The sequence below is a fragment of the Rubrivivax gelatinosus IL144 genome, assembly GCF_000284255.1.
Classification (GTDB): domain Bacteria; phylum Pseudomonadota; class Gammaproteobacteria; order Burkholderiales; family Burkholderiaceae_C; genus Rubrivivax; species Rubrivivax gelatinosus_A.
Map to the genome: position 1 here is coordinate 1,482,173 of NC_017075.1, position 19,283 is coordinate 1,501,455.

Here is a 19,283-nt window from a genome sequence, read left to right on the forward strand (position 1 = left end):
CGACCGGCTGCCAAGAATGCGGCCATGCGCGCGCGCCTGGTCCTGCTGCTCACCTTGTTGGCCTGCGGCGCCGCCGGCGCCGCGCCCACCGGCCCCGTCGTCGACCTCCAGCGCAGCTGGCGGCTGAACCTCGCGCCGCGCCTGGACGACGGCAGCTGGGCGACGATCCGCCTGAACCTCGACGCCCGCGTCTGGACGCTGATGGGCGAGCCGGTCGTCTTCTGCAGCGCCACCTGGCAGCTCGGCACGGCGCAGATGAAGACGCCGCGCAGCGGCGGCCGCGTCTTCGACCACATCCGCGCCAACACGCCCGAAGCGGTGTGGAAACGCGTCGCGCTGACCGATGCGCGCTTCGTGCTGCCGCTGGACCGCCGCCTGGGCGCCGGCCGCGTCGACACCGCGTGGATCGTCTGCGACATCGGCGCGGCCCATCCCGAGGGCGATCCGCGGCCCTCGTTCAACGTGCCCGGCAGCCCGGCCTGGAACCGCCTGCTGCTGCGCGGCACGCCGGGGCTGGAAGGCGAGAAGATGCTGCAGCGTGCCGACGCCTGGCTGCCGGCCGACGAGGCCCGGCGCTTCCTCGCCGAGGCGACGCTGCGCGAGAGCGCGCACCAGCTGGAGGCCGTGACGCTGAAGCTGGACCTCGACGCGCTGCGCGTGCTGGACGAACGCGTGCTTGCCGACGAGGAGGTGCGCGAGCTGGAACGCCGCCGCCAGGCCCAGGCCCGGCGCCGCGACGCGGCCGACCCGCTGGAGACGATGTTCGACGAGGTCGACGCCCAGACGCTGCCGCGCCGCCAGGCGCAGGTGGCCGAGCGCGACACCCAGGCGGCCCGCCAGCAGCGGGAGCGCGACGAGGCGCGGCGCCGCGAACTGCAGCGCCAGCGCTGCGCCGCCGCGCAGGACATCGTGCCCGCCGGCGCCGGTTTCGACGCCGCCGCGGCGGCGGCGCTGGCCACCGCGCAGCGCTGCGGCGGGCGTCTGGAGGCCTACCGCGACGCCGCCAGCGGCCGCTGGGGCTACCGCAGCCCGGCTGGCGAGCCGCGGGTCGAGCCGCGCTGGCAGGCGGTGCTGCCTTTTGCCGAGGGCCGCGGCGGTGTCTACGACGGCAAGGTCTGGCGCCTCGTCGATCGCGACGGACAGTTCGTCGGCGAGGGCCGGTGGAAGGCGCTGCGCCGTTTCGCCGGCGGGCTGGCGCCGGCCAGCGACGGCGAGCGCTGGGGTGTCGTCGACATCGACGGCCGCTGGGTGCTCGCGCCGCGCTACGAGGACATGGCCGAGTTCTCCGACGGCCTGGCCGCGTTCCGCGAGCGCGGCGCCTGGGGCTACCTCGACACGCGCGGGCAGGTTGCCGTGCCGGCGCGTTACCAGCGTGCCGGCGCCTTCGCCGACGGCCGCGCCGAGGTCGCGCGCCTGGTCTCGTCCAGCGGCCGCTGCGAGGGCTACCGCGAAGACTGGGAGCAGCGCGAGATCGACCGCCAGGGTCGCGAGCTGCGTGTGCTGAAGAGCTGGACCGAGCGTGGCCAGCTCTGCCTGAGCCGCTGAAGACGATGCGCCGACTGCTGCCACTGCTCGCCCTGGCCGCCGCGCTGCCGGCGGCGGCGGACGACTACCTGCCGATGTGGGTGCCCAAGTCCACCGAGAGCCGCTGGGAGGCCGTGCGCGGCCCGTACCCGCTGGCGCTGGAGGGCCGACGCTTCGTCGACGACGTGCTCAGCGCGACCGTCGTCGAGCGCCGGTTCGAGCAGGAGTCCGAGCGCACGCGCTACCGCTACGAATGGACCTGCAACGCGCCGGGCGGCGGCTGCAGCGGCGACCGGCCCTCGATCGCCGGCCTGGGCCGCACGATGACCGAGGAGAACCCGACCGGCCGCACGCGCTGGACCTCGGTGCGCAGCCTCGAGAGCTTCGACGTGCCGGCGCAGCTGCTGGCGCTGGACGCCGAGAACCGCACGCTGGCCAGCGTCGACACCGTCGTCGCGGTGCGCGACGGGCAGTTCATGCTGCCGCTGCCGCCGTTGCTGGCCCGCCTGCCGGCGGCCCTGCCGCGCCCGGCCACCGTGCGCCTGCTGCTCGCGCTGCCGCGTGCCGAAGGGCAGGCGGGCATCAAGCTGTCGAGCGAGCAGTTCGACGAACTGGCCTCGCGCACCCCGCAATGGATGCCGCCGGCCGAACGCCTGGCCGTCTACCGCGAGGAACTGAAGGCCCGGCTGCTGGCCGAGGACGATGCCGGCGCGCTGCCGGTGTTCGAGAAGATCGCTGCCGTCGGCGAGCCGCTGCCGGCGGTGTTCACCTACCGCTGGGGCCTGAGCCTGATGAAGGCCGGCCGCAGCGAGGAAGGCCGGGCGAAGCTGCAGGCCTACCTGAAGCAGGCCGGAGCGCAGGCGCCGGACGCCGAGGCGGCGCGGCGCTGGCTGAAAGCCACGGCGCCGCGCTGAAGCGTCCGGTGCGAGGCGCTCAGGGAACGAGAAGCTTGATCTCGCTGATGTGCGGCGCTGCCGGGGGCGGCGGCGCGTAGATGTAGACCTCGGCGGCGTACTCTTCGGCCTTCGGATAGACCGGGTGCGCCTTGCACAGGAAGCAGTAGTTCAGGCCGGCGACGACCTGGGTCGCCACGGCCAGCGGCTTGTAGCCGACGCCGACCAGGCCGTGCATCGCCCCGTTGAACACGTCGCGATCGCTTTCGCTCAGCTCGAAGCGGAACTGCGACCAGCCACCGGCCATCGTCGTTTGTGTCATCGCCATCTCCAGCGGCCGCGAGGCTGTCGGCGACCGCAGCGGACGGCGGCCGGCGTCCCTGCGGTGGCGGGCGGCCGCCCGTTCGGGCGGCGCCTTCGCTGTCCCAACGTAGCCCGGGCCGCCGGGCATTCAAGCGCGGCGAGGGGTGATGGTTTTGCATCCAGCCACGGCCCGGCCCCGACTCGCTACGATCGGTCGCATGAAGATCGCCACGTTCAACGTCAACGGCATCACGGCGCGCCTGCCGCGGCTGCTCGAATGGCTGGCCGAATCGGCCCCCGACGTCGCCTGCCTGCAGGAGCTGAAGACATCCGACGAGACCTTCCCGCTGCAGGCCATCGAAGCCGCCGGCTATGGCGCGATCTGGCACGGCCAGAAAGGCTTCAACGGCGTCGCCGTGCTGGCGCGCGGCGCGCAGCCGGTCGAACGCCGCCGCGGCCTGCCCGGCGACCCGGACGACACCCACAGCCGCTACCTCGAGGCCCAGGTCGGCGACGTGATCGTCGGCGCGCTCTACCTGCCCAACGGCAACCCGCAGCCGGGGCCGAAGTTCGACTACAAGCTGAAGTGGATGCAGCGCCTGCACGAGCACGCCGCGACGCTGGTGGGCCTGGACGCGCCGGTCGTGCTGGCCGGCGACTACAACGTCGTGCCGACCGACGCGGTGCGCGACATCTATTCGCCCAAGGGCTGGCAGAACGACGCCTTGCTGCAGCCCGAGTCGCGCGAGGCCTTTGCGCGTCTGCAGGCGCTGGGCTTCACCGACGCGCTGGCCACGCTGCACGGCGACGCGGCGATGTACACCTACTGGGATTACTTCCGTCAGCGCTGGGAGCGCAACGCCGGGCTGCGCATCGACCACCTGCTGCTCAACGCGCCCGCCGCGGCGCGGCTGAAGGCCGCCGAGGTCGACCGCTTCATCCGCGGGCGCGAAAAACCCAGCGACCACGCGCCGGTCTGGGTCGAGCTCGGTTGATTCAGGCGGCGCGGCGGTAGGTGACGAAGGCGTAGCCGAACTCGTTCGGCGCCGCCGCGCGGTGCTCTTCGCGTGCGACCTCGGCGAAGCCGTCGCGCAGCGTCTCGGGCAGCCGGGTGTCGCCGTCGAACTCGGCATCGATCTCGGTCAGCACCAGCTCGTCGACGTGCGGCAGCAGCGCCGCGTAGAGCGCGCCGCCGCCGATGACGAAGGCGCGCTGCGTGTCGGCGACCAGGGCCAGCGCCGCCTCGGGTGAGGCCGCGACCTCGGCGCCGGGTGCGGCCCAGCCGGCCTGGCGCGTGACGACGATGTTGCGCCGCCCGGGCAGCGGGCGGAAACGCTCCGGCAGCGACTCCCAGGTGCGCCGGCCCATCAGCACCGGCAGCCCCTGCGTCGTGCGGCGGAAGTGCGCCAGGTCTTCGGGCAGGTGCCAGGGCATCACGCCGTCGCGGCCGATGACGCCGTTGCGCGCGACGGCGGCGACCAGAACCAGCGTCGTCATCGTCAGACGGCGACCGGCGCCTTGATGGCGGGATGGTGCTGGTAGTCGTGCAGCACGAAGTCCTCGTACTCGTAATCGAAGATCGACGCCGGGCGGCGGCGGATCTCCATCGTCGGGTAGGGGAAGGGCGCGCGCGCGAGCTGGGTCTGCACCTGCTCGAAGTGGTTGCTGTAGAGGTGGCAGTCGCCGCCGGTCCAGATGAAGTCGCCCAGTTCCAGGTCGCACTGCTGGGCCATCATCATCGTCAGCAGCGCGTAGCTGGCGATGTTGAAGGGCACGCCGAGGAAGATGTCGGCGCTCCTCTGGTAGAGCTGGCAGCTGAGCTTGCCGTCGGCGACGTAGAACTGGAAGAAGGCGTGGCAGGGCATCAGCGCCATCTTCGGCAGCTCGGCGACGTTCCAGGCGCTGACGACGATGCGGCGCGAGTCCGGGTCGGTCTTCAGCAGCCGCACGGCCTCGGCGATCTGGTCGACGGTGCCGCCGTCGGGCTTGGGCCAGCTACGCCACTGCACGCCGTAGACCGGGCCCAGGTCGCCGTCCTCGCGCGCCCATTCGTTCCAGATCGTCACGCCGCGCTCCTGCAGCCAGCGCGCGTTGCCGTCGCCGCGCAGGAACCACAGCAGCTCGAGGATGATGCTCTTGAGGTGGACCTTCTTGGTCGTCACCAGCGGGAAGCCTTCGGACAGGTCGAAGCGCATCTGGTGGCCGAAGACGCTCTTCGTGCCGGTGCCGGTGCGGTCGCCCTTGTGCACGCCCGTCGTGTAGACGTGGCGCATGAAATCCTCGTACTGCGAGCGCACCGGGCGCGGGATCGGGTCGGTCATGCGCGGATTATCCGCGGCCGCGCCCGGGTTCAGGCCGCGTGCCTTGCCAGCAGCGAGGCGGCCTCGTCGAAGCGGAAGGACTCGACCAGATCGTTGAGATGCTCGAACTCGGCGCCCAGCGACTGGCGCAGCTCGGGCTCGTGCTCGGCGATGAACGAGGCGCTGGCGGTGTCGCCCGAGGTCAGCAGCAGCGCCAGCCCGGCGACGGCGACGCCCGGGTCGCCGACGGACCGTGACGGCGCGGCGGGCGCCTCGGGTTCGGGCAGGGAGCGCACGCCGTCGATCAGTTCGGCCAGCGCGGCCGACAGCACGCGCGTGGCCTCCTGGCGCGAGGCGACCGGCGCCTGCTCGTCGAGCAGGGCTTCGAGCCGGGTGGCCGCCAGGTGCACCTCGCGCGCGCCGACGTTGCCGGCGGCGCCGCGCAGCGCGTGGCTGAGCTGGCGCAGCTGCGACCAGCGGCCCTCGGCGCACAGCGTCTCGAGCTGCGGGCTGTCGTCGGCGTGGGTGCGCACGAACAGCCGCAGCAGCGCCAGCGCCCGCGCGCCGCTGCCGCCGGAGCGCAGCAAGGCATCGACGGTGTCGACGCCGGGCAGCGGCGGCAGCGCGGCCTCGGCCGGGGCCGGGTGCGGGGCGCCGGTGTCCTGCTCGGTTTCGTCGGCGTCCGCCGCGCCGCTGCCCAGCCAGTGCAGCAGCGTCTCGTACAGCGCGCGCGGCTCCACCGGCTTGTGCACGTGGTGGTCCATGCCGGCGGCCAGGCACTCGGTCAGCGTCTGGTCGGCGTCGGAGGCGGTCAGCGCCAGGATCGGCAGCGTGGCGCCGCGGCGGCGCATCTCGCGTGCCGCGCCCAGGCCGTCGAGCTCGGGCATCTGCAGGTCCATCAGCACCAGCGCCGGCTGGTCGGCGGCCAGGCGCTCGAGCGCCTCGTGGCCGTTCTCGGCCAGCAGCACCTTCAGCCCGACGGCCCCCAGCAGCGCCGAGGCGCTCTCGCGGTTGACCGGGTCGTCGTCGACGACGAGCACCGGCGTGCCGGCGTGGCGGGCACGCAGCGTCGCCTCGACGGTCAGCTGGCCCGGCGGGCGCGTCGAGACGTCGCGGCCGCGCGGCAGGTGCACGCGCAGCCAGAAGCGGCTGCCGCGGCCCGGGCGGCTGTGCACGCCGACCTGGCCGTGCATCAGCTCGGCCAGCCGTCGCGTCAGCGCCAGCCCCAGGCCGGCGCCGCCGTGGCGCCGCGTCATCGAGAGGTCGCCCGGCTCGAAGGCGCCGAACAGCCGCGGCTGCTGCGCCGGGTCGATGCCCGGGCCGGTGTCGCGCACCTCCAGCAGCAGCGTCACGCCCTCGGCGTCTTCGGCGACGCGGCGGGCGATGATCTGGACGCTGCCTTCGGCGGTGAACTTGACCGCGTTGCGCACGTAGTTGCCCAGCGCGCGGCCGAGCATCGCGGGGTCGCCGCGCAGCCACAGCGGCACCGAGCCGGCGTCGACCGTCAGCGCCAGGCCCTTGCGCTGGGCCTCCGCCTCGACCTGCTCGCGCGCCTGGTGCAGCAGCGCGCCGAGCTCGAAGTCGGCGCTGCGCGGCACGACGCCGCCGGCCTCCAGCTCCGACAGCGTCAGCACGTCCTCGAGGATCTCGGCCAGCCGGTCGGCGGCGTCGACGAAAGCGTCCTCGGGCGAGCCGTCGTCGCGGTGCAGGTGCGGCGCCAGGTTGAGGATCTGGTGCAGCGGCGTGCGCAACTCGTGGCTGATGATGCGGATGAAGGCGTCGCGGGCGCGCATGCCGGCCTCGGCGCGCGCGCGGGCGACCTCCAGGTCGGCGGTGCGCTCGCGCACCTGGCGCTCGAGCTCGGCGCGGTGGCGGTCGAGTTCGATGCGCAGCGTCTTGGCTTCGGTGACGTCCTGCACGAAGCCCTGGGCGTGCAGCACGCGGCGGCCCTCGAACTCCAGCTGGCCGACGATGCGCACCCAGCGCTCGCGGCCGCGTGCGGTCTGCACCGGCAGCTCCAGATCGAGTGGCACGCCGTGTTCGCGGTTGGCCTGCAGCGCGGCCTGGAGCTGCTCGCGCGACTCGGTGCCGAGGAAACCCAGCGCGAAGCCGATGCCCGGGTCGATCTCGCCGTCGACCTCGACGATGCGCCGGATCTCGTCGGTCCAGGTGACGCGGCGCGTGCGGTCATCGTAGCTCCAGCCGCCGATGCGCGCGATGCGGCTGGTCTCGGCCAGCAGCGCACGTTCCTTGCGCAGGTCGGTGACGTCGCGCGAGACGCCGAAGACGCCGATCAGCTCGCCGGCGCGGTTGTGCAGCGGGCCCTTGGTGACCGTCATCTCGCGCGGCCCGTCGGGCGTCGGCAGCGTCTCCTCGAGTTCGATGACGCCTTCCTGGGCGCGGCGGTCGGCCGCGCGCAGCCCGGCGACGATGTCCGGCGGGAACAGCACCGAGTCGTCGCGGCCCAGCATCTGTTCGCGCAAGGCGCCTGTGAAACGCTCGGCGCCGCGGTTGAACAGCAGGAAGCGCCCCTGCAGGTCCTTGGCGAAGATCATGTCCGGCGAGCTGTCGGCGATGGCCTCGAACACCGCCAGCGCCTCCACGCGTTCGGCTTGGCGGAGGCGCTCGGCCTCGTGGCGGTCGATGGCCTCGCGCTGGCGGCGCAGCGCCAGCAGCCCCGTGGCACCGAAGCCGGCGAGCAGCGCGGCCAGCAGCACGCCCGAGGCCGCCTGCCAGCGCTGGCGTTCGATCACCGTGTGGTCGACGCGCGTCAGCAGCTGCCAGGGCGTGCCGGCGATCGGGCCGAGCAGGCCCAGCGCGGCCTCGCCGCGTTCGTCGCCGCCGTCGATCAGCGTGCCCGCCGGGTGGCTGGTGGCGGCGATGGCCGAGTCGTCGGCCGGGCGGCGCCAGATCGCGAAGCCTTTGCGCGCCGGCGCGCCGAAGTAGACGAGGTCGTTGCCGTCGCGGCGCACCAGCACCGTGGCCGCGCCTTCCATCGTCATCCCGCCCAGCGCCAGCGGCGGCAGGTCGGCGGCGGCCAGCTGCAGCAGCGCGTAGCCGCCGGCAGGTGCCTGGCCGGGCGCCAGCGGCACCAGCAGCAACAGGTGCGGCAGACCTTCGGCGTCGAGCTGCGGCCCCAGCAGGCGGGGCTTGTCGGGGTGCAGGTCGGGAGCGTCCTGCGGCGCGTCGGGCGCCGGGCCCGAGGACCAGACGCTGCGCCACTGGGCGTCGAGCAGGGCGACGGCGGCGTAGCCGCGTTCGGCGCGCAGCAGTTCCAGCCGCGCCTGCAACTGCGACGGCTGGATCTCGCGCACCCGGCCGCCATCGGCCAGGTGCACCGCGGCCCAGGCCGAGGCCTGGGCGCTGCGCAGGTCGGCGATCGAGCGCAGCGTCTGCTCGGTGCTGCGGTGCTGCTGCCGCAGCGCCAGCGCCAGGCCGGCGGCCGTCAGCAGCACGATGCTCGCCGCCACCAGCGCCGGCAGCACGCGTTCGCCGCGCTGCGGCCGGCCGCTCGCCGGCTCGGCCGGGGCCATCCGGCGCACCAGCACGTACAGCAGCAGCGAGGTGACGGCGACGAAGACCCAGCCCTTGGCGATGCCGGCGAGCACCCGCGCCTCGGCATCGGTCATCAGGTGTTCGACCCAACGGTCGGACAGCAGGATCCACAGCGAGGCCAGCCCGGCGTAGCCGAGCGCGACACGGAGCGCGGTCAGGCGGGACCGGCGCGGCGCGCCGGCGCTGTCAGGCGGCACGGTCGGCGCTGTCCTGCGGCTCGTCCTTGGGGTCGGCGAAGGTCGTCGCGATGCGGCAGAACTCGTCGTAGCAGCGCTCGAAGGCGTCGACGACCGCCGGGTCGAAGTGCGTGCCGCGCCCTTCGAGGATCGTCGTGCGCGCGTGGCCGTAGTCCCAGGCTTCCTTGTAGCAGCGCTTGGAGATCAGCGCGTCGAAGACGTCGGCCAGCGCCATCAGCCGTGCCGAACGCGGGATCGCGTCGCCGGCCAGGCCGTCGGGGTAGCCGCGGCCGTCCCAGCGCTCGTGGTGGCGGTGGGCGATCTCCTTGGCGATGCGCAGGCAGTCGAGCAGGTCGCGCGTCTTGTCGTCGATCTCGCCGTCGTGCCAGCGCAGGCGCATCTCCTGCTGCACGTCCTCCTCGGCGCGCGTGATCGCGTCGGCGCCGATGCGGGCGTGCTTCTTCATCGTCACCCACTCGTCGTCGGTGAGCTTGCCCTTCTTCAGCAGCACCTCGTCGGGGATGCCGACCTTGCCGATGTCGTGCAGCGGCGCCGAACGTTCGAGCAGCGAGATCGTCGAGTCCGACAGCTCCCAGCCGTGGCGGCGCAGGTCTTCGGCGAGCACGCGCACGTACTTCTGCGTGCGCAGGATGTGGTTGCCGGTCTCCAGGTCGCGCGTCTCGGCCAGGTGGGCCAGCGCGCGGATGACGACCGTCTGCATCAGGTCGCCTTCGAGGTCGCGCAGCTGCTTCTCGCGCTGGAGCTCGTCGCGCAGCAGCGCACGCAGGCGCGCCGCGTCGAGCTGGGTGCGCACGCGCGCCAGCAGGATCAGCGGGCTGAAGGGCTTCTTGATGTAGTCGGAGGCGCCGGCCTGCAGGCCGGTCTCCTCGTCGCGCTCCTTGCCCAGCGCGGTGACCATCACGACGGGGATCGCGCGGGTGGCCGGGTTCTCGCGCAGCTTCTCGAGCACGACCATGCCGCTCATGCCCGGCATCATCACGTCCAGCAGGATCAGCGCCGGCAGCGGCGGGCGCTCGGCCAGGCGCAGCGCGGTCTCGCCGTTGGACGCGGCGATGACGCGATAACCCTTGTCCCCCAGGATCGTCGCCAGGATCTTCAGATTGGCCGGTTCGTCGTCGACGATGAGGATCGTCTCCGGGCCGGACGGCAGGGACAGGGCGGCAGGCAAGTCGGCTTCCTCTCGGGCAGGGGCGCTCTGAACGTCCCGGCAGCTTAGTGGCGGACCTCGGCCCTCGGTCAGGGCAAAAGCCTTGCGTTTCCAGCGCTTCCGCATTCTTCCGCCGGCCGGCCGCGGCCGCAACCGGCGGCAACCCCCCGAGTCAGGACAAGGCCGGCGCCAGCTCGAACTGCATCGCCGCCAGCCGTGCGTACAGACCGCCGCGCGCCACCAGTTCGGCGTGGGTGCCGACGTCGACGATGCGCCCGCCGTCCATGACGACGATGCGGTCGGCACGCAGCACGGTGGCCAGGCGGTGGGCGATGACGATCGTCGTGCGCCCGGCCATCGCCGTCTCCAGCGCCGCCTGCACCATGCGCTCGCTCTCGGCGTCCAGCGCGCTGGTGGCTTCGTCGAGCAGCAGCAGCGGCGGGTTCTTCAGCATCGCGCGCGCGATCGCGACGCGCTGGCGCTGGCCGCCGGACAGGCGCACGCCGCGTTCGCCGAGGAAGCTGGCGTAGCCCTCGGGCAGGCGCTCGATGAACTCGTGGGCGTGCGCCGCGCGCGCCGCGGCCATGACCTCGGCGTCGCTGGCCTCGGGGCGGCCGTAGCGGATGTTCTCCAGCGCCGAGGCCGAGAAGATCGTGCTGTCCTGCGGCACGATGCCGATGCGCCCGCGCAGCTCGGCCAGCGCCGCCTCGCGCACGTCGACGCCGTCGATGCTGACGCGCCCGGCCTGGGCGTCGTAGAAGCGCAGCAGCAGCTGCAGCACCGTGCTCTTGCCGGCGCCGCTGGGGCCGACGAGCGCCACCGTCTCGCCGGGGCGCACGTCCAGCGAGAAGTCCGCGAGCGAGGGCTGGCCGGGGCGCGACGGATAGCAGAAGGTGACGGCGTCCAGTCGCACCGCCGAGCCGCCCCGGGTGGCCGGCAGGGCCCGCGGCTGCGCCGGGTCGGCCACCGGCGAACGCGCCGCCAGCAGCTCCATCAGCCGTTCGGTGGCGCCGGCGGCGCGCAGCAGCTCGCCCCAGACCTCGGACAGCACCGCCACCGCGCCGACGAAGATGATGACGAAAACCACCGTCTGGCCGAGGTGGCCGGCGCTGATGCGGCCCTCGATCACCGCCTGCGTGCCCTGGTACAGGCCCCAGACCAGCGCCCCGAAGGTCGCGGTGATCATGAAGCCGACGAGCAGCGAGCGCACCACGGTGCGCCGGCGCGCGGTGTCGAAGGCGCTCTCGGTGGCGGCGTCGAAACGCGCCGACTCGCGCCGCTCCTGCACGTAGCCCTGCACGACGGGAATCGCGTTGAGCACCTCGGCGGCGATGGCGCTGGAGTCGGCGACGCGGTCCTGGCTGGCGCGGCTCAACTTGCGCACCCGGCGGCCGAAGTAGATCGACGGCAGCACGACCAGCACCAGGATGCCCAGCACCTGGGTCATCACCCAGGGGTTGGTGACGACCAGCGCGGCCAGCGCGCCCAGGCCCATCACGGTGTTGCGCAGGCCCAGGCTGAGGCTGGAGCCGACGACGGTCTGCACCAGCGTCGTGTCGGTGGTCAGGCGGCTGAGCACCTCGCCGGTCTGGGTGGTCTCGAAGAACTCCGGGCTCTGGCGCACGACGTGGGCGTAGACCGCGTTGCGCAAATCGGCGGTGATGCGCTCGCCCAGCCAGGTGACCATGTAGAAGCGCAGCGCCGAGAACAGCCCCAGCGCGCCGCCGACGGCGAACAGCGCCAGGAAGTGCCCGCGCAGCGCCATCACGCGCTGGCCCGGGTCGGCGGCGACCAGGCCCTGGTCGATCAGCGACTTCAGCGCCACCGGGAAGGCCAGCGTGCTGGCCGCGGCGAGCACGAGGAACAAACCGGCCAGCGCGACGCGGCCGCGATACGGCCGCACGAAAGGCAGCAGTCCGGAGAGGGAACGCACGCGGCGCGCCGGCGCCGGCTCTTCGGCGGCACGCGCCGCCGGGGCAGTGGAGGAGGAGGCCATCGCCGCGCAGTGTAGGCAGCGCCGGCCGACGGCGCTGGCGGCGGGCCGGGCGCTAGAGGTTGTTGGCGAGCAGCCGGCGCACCAGCAGGTCGCGCAGGCCGTGCGCGTCGGCCAGGCCCAGGCGCTCCAGGTAGGCGCGCGGCGCCTCGCGGCCTTCCCAGAGGCTTTTGACCGTCATCTGCAGCAGTTCGGCCGGGTGCTCGCTGGCGTGCTTGAGCTTCTTCAGCGCACGCACGATGCGGATCTCGTCGTCGGTGAGGTCGGTGCCGAACGGGAACTCGGGCAGCAGCCCGGCGGCGGCCCAGGGCTGGAGCTGGTCTTCCAGCTTCTGCGGCAGGTTGTGGCGCTGACGCTCGGGCACGACGTAGCCGGCTTCGAGCTTGCCGTGGGCCTGCGCCTGGCGCACCAGCTCGTCCTGGAAACGCGAGTCGGCGATCGCGATCAGGCGCTTGACGACCTCGCCGTCGGGCTGGCCGCGCAGGTCGGCGACGCCGTACTCGGTGACGACGATGTCGCGCAGGTGGCGCGGGATCGTCACGTTGCCGTAGTTCCAGACGATGCTGCTGGTGAGCGCCTGCTTCGTCGCGTGCGTCGAGCGCAGCATCATCACCAGGCGCGCGTCGGGCAGGGCGTGCGACATCGCGACGAAGTTGTACTGGCCGCCGACGCCGCTGACCACCTGGCCGTTCTCCAGCGCGTCGCTGGCCGCGGCGCCGAGCAGCGTGACGACCATCGTCGTGTTCATGAAGCGCGCGCGGCGGCGCTGCTGGCGCTTCAACTCGTCGTCGCCGTAGAGCTGGTTGATGAAGTCGATGCGCGTCATGTCGATCTTCGCCAGCTCCTGCGGCGGCATCGTGCGCAGGCGCTCGTAGAAGTCGCGCGGGCCGAGGAAGAAGCCGCCGTGCATGAAGACGCCGCCCAGCAGCCGCGAGCCGAGCATCGTGCCGCAGACGGTGTCGAAGGCGCGGGCATCGCGCAGGTCGGCGCTGCAGCGCGTCGTGCCGCAGACGAGCTCGCCGCCGTCCAGGCGCACGTCGGCGCGCAGCACGCCGAACTTCTGCAGATAGGCCAGGTCGCGCGCGTCCAGCGGCGCGCGCACGCGGCCGGCCTCCAGCAGCGCCGTGAGGGTCTGCGGGCGCACCGTCGCGTCGGCGATGCGGCCTTCGTTGAGCAGGCGTTGCAGCACCGCGTCGGCATAGACCTCGCGGCGCACGATGCCGGCCTCGATGAGCTTCAGGAAGCCGTTGACGAACATCTCCGAGCAGCCGTAGAGCCCGGTGTCGAAGCGCCCGGTCTCGCGGCCGGACAGGTCGCCCTGGGTCAGCGACTCGAGGATGCGGCGGTACTCGCTGCCGTGGCGGTCGCGCACGATCAGCGACTGCGCGATCGCGTCGCCCAGCGAGCCGATGCCGATCTGCAGCGTGCCGCCGTCGACGACGAAACTCGAGGCGTGCAGGCCGATCGCGTAGTCGGCGAACGAGACCTTGTTGTTCGGCGGCGCGAACACGGCGTGCGTGCCGCGCGGGTCGGTGACGACGAGGTCGAACAGCCCCGGGTCGACCTCGGCGCCGTTGGGCATGAACGGCATCTTCTGGTTGACGACGCCGACGGTCATCACCTTGCGGCCGCTGGCGTGCACGCGCTCGATGATCTCGGCGCTGACGTCGGGGTTGGACGACAGCGACAGCCGCATCTGCGCGCCGGTGCCGCGCGCCGCCACTGCCTGGGCGATGACGTTCATGCCCTGCACCGCCATGTCGCGCGCGACGAAGGTGTAGTTCGTCGAGATGTAGTTCTGCTGCGCCGCGGCGTTGCCCAGGTAGTCGCCGGTCTTCATGAAGAACTCGCTGACCTCGACGTTGCTCGGCAGCCGGCCGGCGCGCAGGTCGACGACGTAGTCCAGGTCGGGGTAGTCCTCGAAGACGCGAGCCACCAGCGGCTCGAGGAAGTGGCGCTCGATGTCGGTCTTGCCGACCGGCTTCTGCAGCGACAGCGCGGTGACGATGCGCAGCCGCCGCGACGGATCGGCGCGCAGCCGCCGGTACAGCGCGTTGACGAACGGGTTGGGCTTGCCCACGCCCAGCGGGATGCCGAGCACGATGTCGCCCGGCACGCTGGCCAGGACCAGGTCGACCGCCGCCTCGATCGAGTCGACGAACTTCGGGCTGCCCATCTCTGTCTCCGTTGTGATGTCTGTTGGGGTCGCGGTCAGCATCCTGTGCGCCCCGCCCGGTCCGCTTGACGCAGAGCAAGCGGCCGAAGCCCGCTTTCTAGGGGGTGATGACCGTATGCTTCAGTCGCCTCCGGATGTGGTCGAATACCGGACGGCGGTGCGCCCATGCTGAACGTTCCGACGATCCCGACCCCCGACGAGACCCTTACTCCGCGTCGCCGGCTGGCGACCGGGGTCGCGCTCGGCGTGCTGCTGGTCGCGCTGATGGCCGCCGCCGGCTGGGGGCTGGCGCGGCTGTTCGGCGGTTTCGGCACGCTGGCGGCACCGGCGGCCGCGGCGCTGGCCGCCGCCGGGGTCGGCGTGCCGCTGGTGCTGTGGCTGCTGCACCTGCTGCGTGCGCTGGACGGCACGCGCGCCGCGCTGGCGCGGCTGGACACCGTCGACCCGGCCACCGGCATCGCCAACCGGCCCAATTTCCTCGCCTCGGCCGAACGCGAGTGGTCGCGGGCGCGCCGCTACGGCACCGGCGCGGCGCTGCTGGTCGCCGAGGTCGACCAGGTCGACCGGCTGATCGAAGGCCGCGGTGTCGCCGCCTCCGAGACCGCGCTGCGCGCGCTGGCGCGCGACACCGAGCAGACGCTGCGCGGCGGCGACCTGATCGCGCGCTTCGGCGACACCCAGTTCGCCGTCTGGCTGGTGCACGCCGACCCGACCGGTGCGCTCGACGTCGCCGAGCGCATCCGCGAGCGCGCCGAGCAGATGGAGATCCCCTGCGGCGCGCATCCGCTGCGTGTCACCGTCAGCGTCGGTGTCGCGGCGCTGCGGCCGGCGCACCAGAACCTGTCGGCGCTGATCGACGACGTCGAAGCCGCACTCGCCGCCGCGCAGCAGGCCGGCGGCAACTGCGTGCGCGCCGCGCCGGTGGACCTGCGCCGCCGCCGCGCTGACGCGCCGCCGCCTTGATCAGCCCAGGCGCAGCCGGCTGGCGTAGCCCGTCATCTCCAGGTAGCCCAGGCCGACGCGGCGCCCGCTGTCGTCGAGCAGTTCGCTCAGGCCCTCCCAGTAGACCGCGCCGGTGCCGCCGCGGCTGTCGAGTTCCTGGCCGTCGAGCAGCGCGCGCACGCGCCAGCGGCCGGCCGGCGTGTCGACCTGCCACTCGACCGGGTAGTCGGCGCGGGTGGCGGGGCTGGTCCAGCGCCGGCCGGGCGTGAAGACCACGTCGCCGGGAGCGAAAGCCGCCGCCGTGCCGTGGGCCGCACGCCAGCTGCCGCCGGCCCACAGCGCCGCGCCGTCGGCACGGCGCAGGCGGAAGGCGGTCAGCGCGCTGCCGTCGAACAGGTTGATGCCGATCCAGTCCCAGCCGACGGCCTCGGCGTGCAGGATCTCGTCGCTCCACTCGTGGTCCATCCAGGCGACGCCGCGGGCCTCGGCCGGGCGGCCGTCGGCGCTGAATCGGCACGAGGCCGCGAGTTGGGGCTCGCTCACGTAATGGCTGGCCTGGCGTTCGTCCGGGCCTTTGCGCGAGAAACCGGCGTCGCCCTGCAGCAGCAGCGGCTGCGTCGGTGCCAGAGTCAGGTCCAGGCCGAAGTCGCCGGCCGGCAGCCGCGCGCGGTAGCCGCTGCCCGACCGTTCCAGCTGCCAGTCGCCCAGGCGCACGCCAACGTCGTCGGTCTTCGCCCAGGCCGGGCCTTCGCTGCCGTCGCCCGACCAGCGTGCGATGCGCTGCGCGTGGTGGTGGCGGCGCGCGCCCAGGTCGGTCAGCGCGGCGTGCGCGAACAGGATCTGGCGCGGCGCGAAGCGGCTCTGCACGTCCTCGGCCAGCCCGGTGCGGCTGCGGAAGAAGGTCAGCTGGAAGCCCCAGCGCGGCGCCTCGGGCGTGCCGGCCCAGCCGGTGGCGTACCACCACTCGGTGCGCGTGTCGGGGTGGGCGCCGTGGTCGCGCGGGAAGGCCAGCGGCCGGCGGCGGATCCCGGCCTGCACCGGCAGCGAGGCGGCGCCGGCGAGCAGCAGCAGATGGCGGCGTCGCATCACCAGTCCTCCTTCACCGACAGCACCGCCGAGCGGCCGGCGGCGCTGCGCGCGCTGAACGCGGCGGTGGCGATGCCGGCGGCGAACACCGCCGCGGCCAGCGCCGCCAGCCGCCCGACCGGCACGACGAGCTCCATCGTCCAGTGGAAACTCTGCGGGTTGACGACGAAGACCAGCACCGCGCTGACCGCCATGCCCAGCGCCAGCCCGACCAGCACCCCGGCGGCCAGCCAGGCCGCGCCTTCGCCGGCGACCAGCGTGATCACCTGGCCGCGTGTCAGCCCCAGGTGCGCCAGCAGGCCGAACTCCTTGCGCCGCGCCAGCACCTGGGCCGACAGGCTGGCGGCGATGCCGACCAGGCCGATGCCGATGGCCACCGCCTGCAGGTAGTAGGTGACGGCGAAGCTGCGGTCGAAGATGCGCAGCGACATCACGCGCAGCTCGCCGGTGGCGGCGAACTCGAGCATCGCCGGGTCGGGCAGCAGCGCGCGCAGCCGCGCCTGCACCGCGGCCATCTCGGCGCCGGGCGCCAGCCACAGCGCCAGGTCGTTGACGCGTTCGTCGCCGGTGATGCGGCGGTAGTCGGCGGCGTCCATCACGATGCTGCCGAACTGGCGCGCGTAGTCGCGCCAGACGCCGAGCACGCGCACCGTCGTGCCGCCGGCCAGCGGCAGCACCAGCGTGCCGCCGACCTTGGCGCCGTAGAGGTCGACCATGGCCTCGCTGACCCAGACGCCGGTCTCGCCGGCGCGCGGCGGCAGCGCCGTGCCGACCAGCGGCAGCGCACTCGCCGCGTCGGGCACCGGCCGCGCCATCAGCGTCACCGCCGGCCGGCCTTCGGCCATCTGCAGCGCGCGGTGGCGCGTCGCCGCCACGCGCGCGACGCCGGGCACGCTGGCCGCGGCGGCGAGGAAGTCCGGCGGCAGCCAGGCCTGCTCGGTGGTGCCGCCGGTGGCGGCGCTGCGCGCGTAGAGCTCGGCCGGCAGCATCGAGTCCAGCCAGTGCGAGACGCCGTCGCGGAAGCTGGCCACCATCACCGTCAGCGCGACCGACAGCGCCAGGCTGGCGACGACGCCCGACACCGCGGCGGTGGCCGTCGCGCGCTGGAAGCGGGCACGCTGCAAGGCCAGCAGCGCCAGCGCCGAACGCGGCGTCGAGATCCCTCCGAGCAGCGCGTGAACGACGGCCGGCACCAGCGCGACGCCGCCGAAGAGCAGCGCCGCGACCGCGACGTAAGCCGCCAGCGGCAGGCCGAAGACCGGTGGCGCGAAGGCCAGCGCAGCGCCGGCGGCCAGCAGCAGCAGGCCCGGCAGGGCCGGCGGCGCCGGCTGCTGCGGTGCACCCAGGCCTTTCAGCGCCTGGGCCGGCGCCAGGCGCTCGGCCTGTTTCGCCGGCCACCAGCCGCCGATCAGCGCGGAGGCCGTGCCCAGCGCCAGGAAGGCCAGCGCGCCGCCGGCGCCGAAACGCACCGTCGGCGCGATGCCGGGGAAGTAGCCGCCGCCCAGGTCGCCCGACATCCAGCGCAGCGCCAGCACCGCCATGCCGGCGCCCAGCGCCAGCCCGGCCGCGCTGCCGGCCGCGCCCAGCGCCGCGCATTCGGCCAGCACCAGGCCGCGGCGCTCGCCGGCGGTGAGCCCGAGCACGCCCAGGAGCGCGAAGCTCGGCGTGCGCTGCGCCACCGACAGCGAGACCACCGAGAACACGAGGAAGGCGCCGACGAACAGCGCCACCAGCGCCAGCACCGTCAGGTTGACGCGGTAGGCGCGCGACAGGTTGGAGATGCGCTGCTCGGCTTCGCCCGGCGCGACGGCCTCGACACCGGCCGGCAGCGCCAGCCGGGCGACCAACGCCGCGCAATCCGTTCCCGGCGCCAGCCGCAGGTCGATGCGCGTCAGCCGGCCGTCGTAGCCGAAACGCGTCTGCGCCGCGGCAACGTCCATCACCGCCATCGGCGGCCCGCCGGCGGCGACGCTGCCGGCGATCTCGAAACGCTGCCAGGCGGTGCCCGCCTGCAGCGCCAGCATCGTGCCGTCGGCGGCGCCGGTCTGCTGGCGCGCCGCGGTGTTGAGGAAGACGAGCGCCGGGTCCAGTCCGGCCATCGTGCGGCTGTCGTCGGCCGGGCGCGGCAGCAGCGTCGCCGCCACCGGCGCGATGCGCAGCACGTCGATGCCGACGACACGCAGCGCGACACGCCGGCCGTCGGCGGTCGCGGCATAGGTCTCGAACTCGACCACCGGGCTGGCGAGCTCGACCGCGGCGTCGGTCGCGACGCGGTCGAACAGCGCATCGTCGAAACCTTCGCGCTGGCCGCGGATCGTCAGGTCGGGCTCCCCGTTGGCGGCGCGCACCGCGGCCGAGAACTCGGACAGCGCCGAGCTGTTGATCAGGTGCACCGAATACGCCAGCGCGACGCCCAGCGCCACCGCCAAGAGCGCGACGCCGTGGCGCCAAGGGTGGTGGCGCCACTCGCGCCACAGCAGGCTGGCCAGCAGGTGGCGGTTCATCGCGCCACGATGCCGTGCGCGCTGAGGCGCAGCACGCGGTCGGCGCGCGCCGCGGCGGCTTCGGAGTGCGTCACCAGCAGGCAGGCGGCACCGGCTTCGCGCACCTGGGCGAGCAGCACGCCGAGCACGCGTTCGGCGGTCTCGGGGTCGAGGTTGCCGGTCGGTTCGTCGGCCAGGATCAGCCCGGGCGCGTGCACCACCGCGCGCGCGATCGCCACGCGCTGCAGCTGGCCGCCGGAAAGCTGGGCCGGATAACGTGCACCCAGCGCGCCCAGGCCGACGGCGTCCAGCAGCGCGGCGACGCGGCGCTCGTCCGGACGGTTCAGCAGCAGCAGCGGCAGCGCGACGTTTTCGGCCACCGTCAGGTGCGGCAGAACGTGGAAGGCCTGGAAGACGAAACCCAGGCGGGCGCGGCGCAGCCGGGCGCGGCCGGCTTCGTCCAGCGTCGCGAGGTCGGTGCCGCCCACCGTGATGCGGCCGGCGTCGGCGCCGTCCAGCCCGGCGATGCAGTTCAGCAGCGTCGACTTGCCGACACCGGACTCGCCCAGCAGCGCGACGAACTCGCCGGTGCCCAGTTCGAGCGTGACGTCGTGGAAGACACGGGTCTCCCCGTAAGACTTGGACAGACCCTCGAGCAGCAGCATGGGCGGCGATGATGCCCGA

Annotated in this window: 14 protein-coding genes; 4 read left to right on the plus strand and 10 right to left on the minus strand. The window is 73.6% G+C overall.

The features are described from left to right. Nucleotides 1–24: 24 nt before the first annotated feature. On the plus strand, nucleotides 25–1,545 hold the full coding sequence (locus tag RGE_RS07085; RefSeq protein ID WP_014427653.1) for a WG repeat-containing protein: 1,521 nt from the start codon (nucleotides 25–27) through the stop codon (nucleotides 1,543–1,545). 5 nt (nucleotides 1,546–1,550) lie between these two features. Continuing rightward, nucleotides 1,551–2,438 carry a hypothetical protein gene (locus RGE_RS07090; RefSeq protein ID WP_014427654.1) on the plus strand — a complete coding sequence of 296 codons (888 nt, stop codon included), beginning with the start codon at nucleotides 1,551–1,553 and terminating at the stop codon, nucleotides 2,436–2,438. Nucleotides 2,439–2,457: 19 nt separating this feature from the next. Here RGE_RS07090 and RGE_RS07095 read toward each other — a convergent pair whose 3' ends face one another. Next, nucleotides 2,458–2,739, minus strand: coding sequence for a hypothetical protein (locus RGE_RS07095; RefSeq protein WP_014427655.1), 282 nt, complete (start codon nucleotides 2,737–2,739; stop codon nucleotides 2,458–2,460). Nucleotides 2,740–2,938: 199 nt separating this feature from the next. On the opposite strand from RGE_RS07095, the gene xth reads away from it, so the two are divergent. Continuing rightward, entirely contained in the window at nucleotides 2,939–3,715 is a 777-nt protein-coding gene (xth, locus tag RGE_RS07100) for an exodeoxyribonuclease III (protein ID WP_014427656.1), read from the plus strand. 1 nt (nucleotide 3,716) lies between these two features. Here xth and RGE_RS07105 read toward each other — a convergent pair whose 3' ends face one another. The 6 genes from RGE_RS07105 to RGE_RS07130 form a co-directional block, all read right to left on the minus strand. Then, nucleotides 3,717–4,217 carry a dihydrofolate reductase gene (locus tag RGE_RS07105; RefSeq protein WP_014427657.1) on the minus strand — a complete coding sequence of 167 codons (501 nt, stop codon included), beginning with the start codon at nucleotides 4,215–4,217 and terminating at the stop codon, nucleotides 3,717–3,719. Between the two features lie 2 nt (nucleotides 4,218–4,219). Beyond that, nucleotides 4,220–5,041 (minus strand): thymidylate synthase, encoded by an 822-nt coding sequence (locus RGE_RS07110; protein WP_014427658.1) that lies wholly within the window; start codon nucleotides 5,039–5,041, stop codon nucleotides 4,220–4,222. A gap of 29 nt (nucleotides 5,042–5,070) precedes the next feature. Continuing rightward, nucleotides 5,071–8,772: a PAS domain-containing sensor histidine kinase gene (locus RGE_RS07115; RefSeq protein WP_014427659.1), complete on the minus strand. Its 3,702-nt coding sequence runs from the start codon at nucleotides 8,770–8,772 to the stop codon at nucleotides 5,071–5,073. Next, nucleotides 8,762–9,940 carry an HD-GYP domain-containing protein gene (locus tag RGE_RS07120; RefSeq protein ID WP_014427660.1) on the minus strand — a complete coding sequence of 393 codons (1,179 nt, stop codon included), beginning with the start codon at nucleotides 9,938–9,940 and terminating at the stop codon, nucleotides 8,762–8,764. Before RGE_RS07120 ends, RGE_RS07115 begins: the two co-directional genes overlap by 11 nt. Before the next feature lie 151 nt (nucleotides 9,941–10,091). Beyond that, on the minus strand, nucleotides 10,092–11,915 hold the full coding sequence (locus RGE_RS07125) for an ABC transporter transmembrane domain-containing protein (protein WP_014427661.1): 1,824 nt from the start codon (nucleotides 11,913–11,915) through the stop codon (nucleotides 10,092–10,094). Nucleotides 11,916–11,967: 52 nt separating this feature from the next. Continuing rightward, nucleotides 11,968–14,088, minus strand: coding sequence for an acetyl-CoA hydrolase/transferase C-terminal domain-containing protein (locus tag RGE_RS07130; RefSeq protein ID WP_014427662.1), 2,121 nt, complete (start codon nucleotides 14,086–14,088; stop codon nucleotides 11,968–11,970). A 165-nt stretch (nucleotides 14,089–14,253) separates the two neighbouring features. Here RGE_RS07130 and RGE_RS07135 point away from each other — a divergent pair, with 165 nt between their 5' ends. Then, nucleotides 14,254–15,051, plus strand: a complete 798-nt coding sequence (locus tag RGE_RS07135; RefSeq protein ID WP_014427663.1) for a GGDEF domain-containing protein — start codon at nucleotides 14,254–14,256, stop codon at nucleotides 15,049–15,051. Here the strand turns inward: RGE_RS07135 and RGE_RS07140 are convergent, their stop codons facing one another. Genes RGE_RS07140 through RGE_RS07150 form a run of 3 tightly spaced genes read right to left on the minus strand, consistent with a single transcriptional unit; the run spans nucleotide 15,052 to nucleotide 19,264 of the window. Then, nucleotides 15,052–16,116 (minus strand): lipocalin-like domain-containing protein, encoded by a 1,065-nt coding sequence (locus RGE_RS07140; RefSeq protein WP_014427664.1) that lies wholly within the window; start codon nucleotides 16,114–16,116, stop codon nucleotides 15,052–15,054. Continuing rightward, nucleotides 16,116–18,620, minus strand: a complete 2,505-nt coding sequence (locus RGE_RS07145) for an FtsX-like permease family protein (protein ID WP_014427665.1) — start codon at nucleotides 18,618–18,620, stop codon at nucleotides 16,116–16,118. The genes RGE_RS07140 and RGE_RS07145 overlap by 1 nt, the downstream gene beginning before the upstream one ends. Then, entirely contained in the window at nucleotides 18,617–19,264 is a 648-nt protein-coding gene (locus RGE_RS07150) for an ABC transporter ATP-binding protein (protein ID WP_014427666.1), read from the minus strand. Before RGE_RS07150 ends, RGE_RS07145 begins: the two co-directional genes overlap by 4 nt. Between the last annotated feature and the right edge of the window lie 19 nt (nucleotides 19,265–19,283).

Bases quoted from the DNA above. Each gene is read 5' to 3' on its own strand.
- RGE_RS07090 (WP_014427654.1), top strand. From the start codon at position 1,551: ATGCGCCGACTGCTGCCACTGCTCGCCCTGGCCGCCGCGCTGCCGGCG.
- RGE_RS07135 (WP_014427663.1), top strand. From the start codon at position 14,254: ATGCTGAACGTTCCGACGATCCCGACCCCCGACGAGACCCTTACTCCG.
- RGE_RS07140 (WP_014427664.1), bottom strand. From the start codon at position 16,116: ATGCGACGCCGCCATCTGCTGCTGCTCGCCGGCGCCGCCTCGCTGCCG.
- RGE_RS07105 (WP_014427657.1), bottom strand. From the start codon at position 4,217: ATGACGACGCTGGTTCTGGTCGCCGCCGTCGCGCGCAACGGCGTCATC.
- RGE_RS07095 (WP_014427655.1), bottom strand. From the start codon at position 2,739: ATGACACAAACGACGATGGCCGGTGGCTGGTCGCAGTTCCGCTTCGAG.
- RGE_RS07150 (WP_014427666.1), bottom strand. From the start codon at position 19,264: ATGCTGCTGCTCGAGGGTCTGTCCAAGTCTTACGGGGAGACCCGTGTC.
- xth (WP_014427656.1), top strand. From the start codon at position 2,939: ATGAAGATCGCCACGTTCAACGTCAACGGCATCACGGCGCGCCTGCCG.
- RGE_RS07085 (WP_014427653.1), top strand. From the start codon at position 25: ATGCGCGCGCGCCTGGTCCTGCTGCTCACCTTGTTGGCCTGCGGCGCC.
- RGE_RS07110 (WP_014427658.1), bottom strand. From the start codon at position 5,041: ATGACCGACCCGATCCCGCGCCCGGTGCGCTCGCAGTACGAGGATTTC.
- RGE_RS07130 (WP_014427662.1), bottom strand. From the start codon at position 14,088: ATGGGCAGCCCGAAGTTCGTCGACTCGATCGAGGCGGCGGTCGACCTG.
- RGE_RS07125 (WP_014427661.1), bottom strand. From the start codon at position 11,915: ATGGCCTCCTCCTCCACTGCCCCGGCGGCGCGTGCCGCCGAAGAGCCG.
- RGE_RS07145 (WP_014427665.1), bottom strand. From the start codon at position 18,620: ATGAACCGCCACCTGCTGGCCAGCCTGCTGTGGCGCGAGTGGCGCCAC.